6 protein-coding genes and 2 pseudogenes are annotated in these 7144 nt (G+C 67.4%); 4 read left to right on the top strand and 4 right to left on the bottom strand.

Going from position 1 to position 7144, the window contains the following annotated elements:
- The first annotated feature begins 41 nt into the window (after positions 1 to 41).
- Both ABZ810_RS47525 and ABZ810_RS47520 read left to right on the top strand, forming a co-directional pair.
- Positions 42 to 1541 (top strand): hypothetical protein, encoded by a 1500-nt coding sequence (locus ABZ810_RS47525; protein ID WP_358415436.1) that lies wholly within the window; start codon positions 42 to 44, stop codon positions 1539 to 1541.
- Between the two features lie 107 nt (positions 1542 to 1648).
- Positions 1649 to 2315, top strand: a pseudogene (locus tag ABZ810_RS47520) (AfsR/SARP family transcriptional regulator).
- A gap of 66 nt (positions 2316 to 2381) precedes the next feature.
- Here ABZ810_RS47520 and ABZ810_RS47515 read toward each other — a convergent pair.
- The 4 genes and pseudogenes from ABZ810_RS47515 to ABZ810_RS47500 all read right to left on the bottom strand — a co-directional run bounded on the left by ABZ810_RS47515 (position 2382) and on the right by ABZ810_RS47500 (position 5612).
- Positions 2382 to 2816, bottom strand: a complete 435-nt coding sequence (locus tag ABZ810_RS47515; protein ID WP_358415433.1) for a hypothetical protein — start codon at positions 2814 to 2816, stop codon at positions 2382 to 2384.
- A gap of 304 nt (positions 2817 to 3120) precedes the next feature.
- Positions 3121 to 3738 carry a hypothetical protein gene (locus ABZ810_RS47510; protein ID WP_358415431.1) on the bottom strand — a complete coding sequence of 206 codons (618 nt, stop codon included), beginning with the start codon at positions 3736 to 3738 and terminating at the stop codon, positions 3121 to 3123.
- A gap of 261 nt (positions 3739 to 3999) precedes the next feature.
- A pseudogene (locus tag ABZ810_RS47505) lies at positions 4000 to 4433 on the bottom strand (transposase); the annotation flags it as partial.
- 483 nt (positions 4434 to 4916) lie between these two features.
- Entirely contained in the window at positions 4917 to 5612 is a 696-nt protein-coding gene (locus ABZ810_RS47500) for an integrase core domain-containing protein (RefSeq protein WP_358415428.1), read from the bottom strand.
- On the opposite strand from ABZ810_RS47500, the gene ABZ810_RS47495 reads away from it, so the two are divergent.
- Entirely contained in the window at positions 5570 to 5791 is a 222-nt protein-coding gene (locus tag ABZ810_RS47495) for a hypothetical protein (RefSeq protein WP_358415439.1), read from the top strand. The genes ABZ810_RS47500 and ABZ810_RS47495 overlap by 43 nt on opposite strands.
- A gap of 479 nt (positions 5792 to 6270) precedes the next feature.
- Positions 6271 to 7101: a site-specific integrase gene (locus ABZ810_RS47490; RefSeq protein WP_358415425.1), complete on the top strand. Its 831-nt coding sequence runs from the start codon at positions 6271 to 6273 to the stop codon at positions 7099 to 7101.
- Positions 7102 to 7144: the final 43 nt, after the last annotated feature.

Genomic DNA, 7144 nt, shown 5'->3' with positions numbered 1-7144 from the left:
CGCGTTCCCGCAGCTCAGACGAGTACTTCCTCGGGGGTGCCATAACCCCTCACCCTTCCAGGTATCAGAGCCTCCACCCAACCCGGGGTGGTCCAAAGAGCTACCTGGCTGAAATCATGGCGCTTCGGTGGGCTCGGAACGGGTGGCAGGTCGTTGACATGGTCAGGGACCTTGATGCGTCCTGGCAGGCGCTCAGGCCGGATGACTCGCGACAGTTGTTCGTCTTCTCAGACCCGTTGGGCGAAGCGGATCTGGCGCCGACGGCCATCGAGGACGCGCACGGCATCCGGTCTTTCATGGATGCGATCGTCCGTCGTAGCGAGGACAACAAGCGGCTGATCGTTACCTCTCCCACCGAGGTGATGCGCAGGGCAGCGCTCTCCGCCGGCAACTCGTTGCGAAGCCTGGCCGAGGACGTACGCGGACGATGCGAGCTCACGCTCGATGATTGGGACGAGCCTATAAGGATCCGGGCTCTCCTCAACCACCTTCACTTCGCCGGGCTCACCTCCGAGGAACTCCGAGCCGTTCAATTGGATCGAAGGACCGTCAGCGTCGTTCGCCATCCCTCGTTCAATCCACGCCTCATCGAGAAGATCTGCGACCAGCTCACGGGAGCGACCACCTCCGACGAAGCGCTGGCCAAACTGCTGGACGCACTCGCCCTTCCCGAGACCGTCTGGTCGGTGAGCTGGGCGACACTCGGCGAACTCGCCACCGAGGTCGTGCTGACCCTGGCGACCCTCAGACCACGGCCCGTGTTGCTGTCCGAGCTGCGGAAGCTGGCGGCCAAGCCTGGAATGGCGGCCAGGGAGTGGCAGGAGGGCTGGCGTTCGCTCGAACCCATCTGGATCACGACCGGAGGGCCGGCGACCAACCGGTCAGTGATGCTGGCCGATCCGAGCCTGCGGGATTTTCTGCTCGGCACGCTTGAGGACAGCGACATGACAGATGAACGGCTTGACCGGGCCGCGACGCTGGAGCAGCTGGGGGAGTTGAGCCGAGCAGCCGGAGACCTGACGGCCGATGTGCCGGTGGCGCCACTGGTCACCAGGCCGGTCATCGCCCACGTTCTCGCGCAACGTCGGAGCGAGGTCGCCGAGCAGGTCCGAGGCTACACCGACGTCGAACTGCCCTCAGCCTCGACCGGTTCAGCGCTGAGGACCCTGAGTCTCGCAGCCGCCCTCCTCGGCATCTATGGCGAACCCGACGCGGTCACGTGGGTGGCGGAGCGCGTTTCCGGCGTGCTCGCCGGAAACGCCGAGACGCCGCCCTTGGAGGGATTGGCGCTCGCCGCGAGGGTCCGTGGAATGCCCGATGGCCGAGCCAGAGACGAACTGCTCGTCATGATCATCACCGCGGCAACGACGAATGTGCGCTCCTTGAGCGACCTGGACGCGTTTGAAAGTTACGCGGACGCCTGGAACTGGATCCGGCCTTCATCGCTCCTGCGGCAGTCGGCATCCTCAGAGCTGAGCTCGACCACCTTTTCGACGAGCCGGATCCTGAGGCCGTCCGGGCAGGAGCGCGCGAACTCGTAGGACGAGCGAGCATCTACGGGCACTCGCTCGAGATCGGGGCTCTGCTGGACCGAGCGGGCGAACTGGAGCTCAAGTCGCGATAGGGACGTCCGGCGACAGACAGGGGGATGCTCCTGGCGCTGTCGGCGGGGCAGGCGGTGTCGGTCGACCGGTTGTCCCTGGCGGTATGGCCGAGAGAGGACCCGCCGGTGAACGTCCGGCGCAGCATCCAGACGTACCTGGCGCGGTTGCGCGTTGTTCTCCGCCCCGCGTCGATCTTGTCGACGCCGATGGGCTATGCCCTGAGCCTCGGTTCCGAGGACGTTGACGTACTGCGCTTCGTCGGCCTGCTGGAGGCCGCTGCGGACGGCGACGCGGCCCGGTCCCACCTCGCCGAGGCGCTGGCGCTGTGGCGCGGCGAGCCCTTCGAGGGCGTCCCGCCGGCCTGGTTGCACGAGTCCGAGGCGCCCTGGCTGGTCGAGCGGTACCTCGGCGCTGGAACGGCGGCTCGACCTGAACATCTCCATGGGGCGGCACGAACGGGCCGTGGTGGAGCTGAGTGAACTGATCACGCGGTATCCACTCCGTGAGCCGCTGTGGGCGCGGCCGCTCATCGCACTCGACCGTTCGGGCCGCCGCGCGGACGCGCTGGTGCAATACGAGACGGTTCGGGCCCGGACCGCGACCGAGCTCGGTGTCGATCCCGACCTGACCCTCCAGCGGATCCACGCGGACCTGCTGGCCAGGAGAACGCCGAGCCTGCGCTCCACCGGCCACCCGCAGGCACCGAACTGACGGCACGGCTGCGCCCCTGTGTCCTTCCCCGCGTGTTCGAGGGGAAGGACACAGGGACGCGCCGGGTCAGCAGCGGTACTGCCGGACTTCCCACCGGGCGACCGACTGGCCGACGACAGTGCCGAGCCTGTGCTGCCCGCTCTTGCGGCTGGCCCCGTAGGCCCACATCGAGCCGTTCCAGTAGAAGATGTCGCCGCAGTAGCCGCTGCCGAGGTAGAAGCCCTGGGCCCTGGTCCAGGAGAAGGAGGTGTCCGTTCGCTTTCTGGCCGGGAGCGCCTTGTCGTAGAGGCCGGAGCCGTAGATCCTGCCCGTCCCGTTCCAGGTGCGCATCACTCCCATGGCGAGGCTGCTGCCGTTGTAGATGTAGCTTTCCAGCCTGGCTGCGGATGCCTCGCTCGGCGCCGCGGTGCCCGTGGCCGACGAGGCTCCCGCGGTAGCGCCCAGCGGCATCACGGCGAGGGCGGACAGGCCCACTACTGCCAGCTTGCTAATGAACCTCACGGTGTCCCTTCCCCGTTGGCCTAGCATTCGAAAATGCTCTGTCAACGGCGAACGTAGGGCCCTCGAGTTTCGCGACTGCTTCACATCTGCTTCACACTTTCGGGACGGGGAGATGAAGCACCTCAGTGTCTACTGGCTCTGGTTCAGGGCGGCGCGGATCTGCGTCTGGACGGCCCGTAACCGTCGGGCCAGGCCCCTCGTCATCAGCTTTGTCGGCCCGCTGGGCCATTCATCCTGCCCTGTCAGGCGTTCCCCGCGAGGCGTGAGGTACGGGCCCATCTCGCGGAGAACGCCTTCTCAGGGTTCAGCGGGTCCAGGTGACGGGCTTGGTGTTGTAGCCGCCGTCGGTGTCGTCGTACTCGACACCGCTCACCGCGGTGCCCTTGCGGCTGGCCTGCAGGCGGCAGTACTCGTACTTGTCTCCGGGCTGGGCGAAGGCCGCGCCGGGACGGCCAGACTCACAGCCGGGCATCGACCCGATCACCACGGCGCCGGTCGAGCCGCCGCCCGGGCCGAGGGCCTTCAGCAGCGGGGCCGTGGTGCGTGACAGGTCGCCGCCGCCGACGTGCTCGATCGTGTACCGCACGAAGTAGGGGTCCATCTGCTTGGCCTTGGCCCCAAACTTCGCCTCGAACGCGGCCTGCGGCGCCTTCTCGATCGTGATGTTCGTGATGGCGACCTGGCCGGTCGTCGAGCCGGACTCGACCGGGACCACCGCGCGCTCGCTGAGCTTGAGCTTGGTCCCGGGCGGGGTCACCTCGGCGTTTCCACCCGCCTGGGTCGGCGGGGACGCGGGAGCGGTGGCCGACGGCGTGGTGGGCTCGGGCGCCGGCGGCTCGGCGGCCCCGTCGGATTCGCCGCCACAGGCGGCCAGGCCGAACAGGGCGGCGACGCCCAGCGCGAGGGTGAAGGGTGTGCGCATGGCTGGTACTTCCTCGTGGGTCACGGTGGCGGGGGGCGGACTCGCGGGGCACCTGCTGCTGCCCGCTGTGTGCGAGATTGTCCAGTCCCGGGGATTTGCACACCCTACAATGCCCACTTGAGGGTCGTCCGTTATTTCCCAAAGTCACCGATCACACGCTCAGCGTCAGGTCGGGAGGGTGCGTCCAGAGGTCGGAGTGGCCGTGATCGAGGCCATTCAGCTTCTTCTCGAACTCACCTCTAAGAGGTCCTAACAGAAAGATCAGCGGGCGAGTCGGCGCCGGCAGATGATGGCTGCGGCCAGGGTCATGAACGCCTCGTGGATGTCGTCCCGGATCTCCCGCGGATGCGCGGACGGCGGAACCAGTGCAGCCGCGCGATCGTTCGTTCCACGACGTAGCGGTGCTTGCCCAGGCCGGAGCCGTGCTCGGTGGCGCGTCGGCTGATCCGGTGCTTGACGCCCTTGGCCGCGACCAGCCCCCGGTACTTGTCGTGGTCGTAGCCGCGGTCGGCGTACAGGCAATCGGGCCGCCGGCGCTGCCGCCCGACCCGGCCACGGACCGGTGGCACCTTGTCCAGCAGCGGCATCAGCTGGGCCACATCGTTGCGGTTGCCGCCGGTCAAGCTGAGCGCGAGCGGGATGTCGTGACCGTCGGTCAGAACGTGGTGCTTGGAGCCCGTCCGAGACCGGGCCATGTTGACCCTTGCCGGGTAGCATCCCGATAGTTGACCTTGGTAGCCAGGAGTGTGGTCATGTCTCGCCCGCCTGCACCACCCGGAGGCCGACCGCGGGCGATCGCGGCATTGCTACTGTCTTTGTTTTTCTTCGTGCTGATCGGGTTCGGGGCGGTGGTGGTGTTTGTCGGTGGCCGTGATCTCTATGTGGCTGATCGGCCGATCAGGTGTGGCGGCGAGGTAATGACCCCAGATCGCCCGTCCATGTGTTTCGGTGGTTACGGCTCCCGTACCTACGGCGATCTCCTGCGGGAGAGACGCGAGGGAGCGGATCGGGCTCCGTACATGCTCGCGTTCGGCGGTTTGGCCGTGGTCACCGGTGTGCCCGGATTGAGGTGCGCTTGGCGTCATGTGGGGCGTGTCCAGCGATGGGCAACCTCGGGCGAGTGGACCGAATGAGCCAATGCCGGTGGGGTCCAGGTTGTCCCGCGTCAAGAAGTTGGCTCAGAAACCCGGGTCTGAAAGTTGGGGGTGCAGGGCCGGGTCGGTGTGGATCTCGATCGGCCGGTGGCCGCTGAGAGCTTCGTGGGGTCGGATGTGGTTGAAGACCTGCCGGTAGTGTTCGGCCTCGCGGGCCAGGGCGGGCAGGTCGTCGATCTCGATCCGGTACAGATGCTCATACCTCAGCGAGCCGGACGCGCGCTCGCGGACGCCGTTCTGGCCTGGTGAACGCCGCCGGGTGCGGATGTGCATGAACTCGGTCCGGCTCGTGATGAAGCGGGCGAACGCGGCGCCCTTGAACGCCGGCCCGTTGTCGGTGACCAGCTTGATCTTGCGGACCTCACCCGTGGCCGGATCGGCCAGAGCCTTTTCCAGCCAGCAGCCGGCCAGGCGTTCGGCCTCGGAGATGGCGAGCATGACCGCGGCGATGGCGTCGGCTCCGGTGCAGGTCGGGGCGATGCGCCAGCCGTGCTCGTACTTGGTGAAGTAGTCGGTCACTCCGGCCAGCCGCCAGATCCCGCCCGCGGTCGTCTCGTACTCGCTGAAGTCCAGCTGCCACACCTGGTTCGGCCGGGTCGGCGGGTCGGCGGGTCGGCGGGTCGGTGAACGCGGCCTTGCGGGCCTGGGCGAGCTGTCTTGGTTCGCCCTGGTAGTCGATGGGCTGGAGCATGCCGCGGCGGCGCATCGCCTGCTCCACACTGGAGGCCGAGGCGGCGTGCCCGTCGGCGGCCATCATCCAGTGGATCTTCCGGTGTCCCCAGGCCGGCCACTCGGCGGCGTACTTGGCCACCACCGGCTCGATCTCGTCCACGACCGGCACCGGCCACGGCCCCTTCACCGGACTTCCGGCCCGCAGCTTGGCGAGCTTGCGGGTGTAGGTGCGGCGCGGGATGCCGGTCAACGCTGCGAACCTCGAGACCGGCATCGCCGCGTCCTGGCGGATCACCTCGAGGTCCTCCAAGGGGCCAGGCGACCCTCAGCCGACTTCTTCCCCACCCGCAGCTGCACGTGCGCCTCACCCAGCGCCGTGTGCAGGTCGGCGATCTCGGCCTCGAGCTGGGCCTCACGCGCCGACGGACCCGACCGGCGGGCCGAGGACTCCAGGCCCTGCCGACCACCTTCCAGAAACTGGGCCTTCCACGCCGCCACCCGAGGTCCCCGACGTCTTATTGCGCCGGGCCGCCTCAGCGACCGTCATCTCACCAGCCAGGACCGACAACACGATCCGCAGCTTGTCCTCCACCCAGAACTGTGGGGGGGGCGACTCACCATACGTCTCCTTCACGGCCCAGGAGTCCCAACTAACTCCTGCGCCACTAAGTCTGACGCGCGACAAAAACAACGCATCCGCGCCACCTTGCGGGCGGCGCTGAACCAGGCGATCCGGGAACGCCGGATCGACATCAACGTCGCATCGCTTGTAGAGCTGCCGCCAGGGAGGAGGCCGAAGGTGCTGGTCTGGACACCAGACCGTTCCGCAGAATGGCGCCGAGCGTACGCGGCGCATGTCGCAACGATGGAGCGCCGCAGGCAGCAGCTCTCGCAAAGGGAACCCGGGAATCGCCACGGCACCCGCATCAACCGCTTGGACGCTTACATCGGTGCGCCGCGCCCGTCCCCGGTGATGGTGTGGACACCCGACCAGACCTGGACGTTCCTCGAACGCGCCCGGCGGCACCGGCTGTTCACGCTGTACTACCTGATCGCATTCCGCGGGCTCCGCCGCGGTGAAGCCTGTGGGCTGCGCCGCCCCGACCTTGATCTCGATGAAGGAACCGTGTCCGTGCGCTGGCAGATCACCCAACTCGGCGGCAGCACTGATCAGGGACGACCCAAGTCCGAGGCGGGGGAGCGCCAGGTCTCACTCGACAACGAGACCGTGAACGTGCTCCGCGCGCATCGCACCAAACAGACGCACCCCGCCTATGTCACTGAGCAATTCGAACTCCTGGCCATGGAAGCAGGACTCCCGCCGATCCGACTGCACGATCTGAGGCACGGCGCCGCCACCATCCTGCTCGCCGCTGGATACGACATGAAAGTCGTTCAGGAGACCCTCGGCCTGTCCTCCATCACCATCGCCGCAGACACTTATACCTCCGTCCTGCCGGACCTGGCCCGTCGCTCCGCCGAAGACCCTCTGTGCCAAGCTCAAGTGAGACAGAAGGGGATGAAGTTCCCTAACTGACATGAGTAGGGCGAGAACGGGTACCGAGCAGAGTGACGATGAC

The sequence above is a fragment of the Spirillospora sp. NPDC047279 genome, from assembly GCF_040643285.1.
Classification (GTDB): Bacteria; Actinomycetota; Actinomycetes; order Streptosporangiales; family Streptosporangiaceae; genus Spirillospora.
The sequence above is the reverse complement of the archived record's forward strand: the minus strand, read 5'-3'. Positions and strand labels throughout refer to the sequence as shown.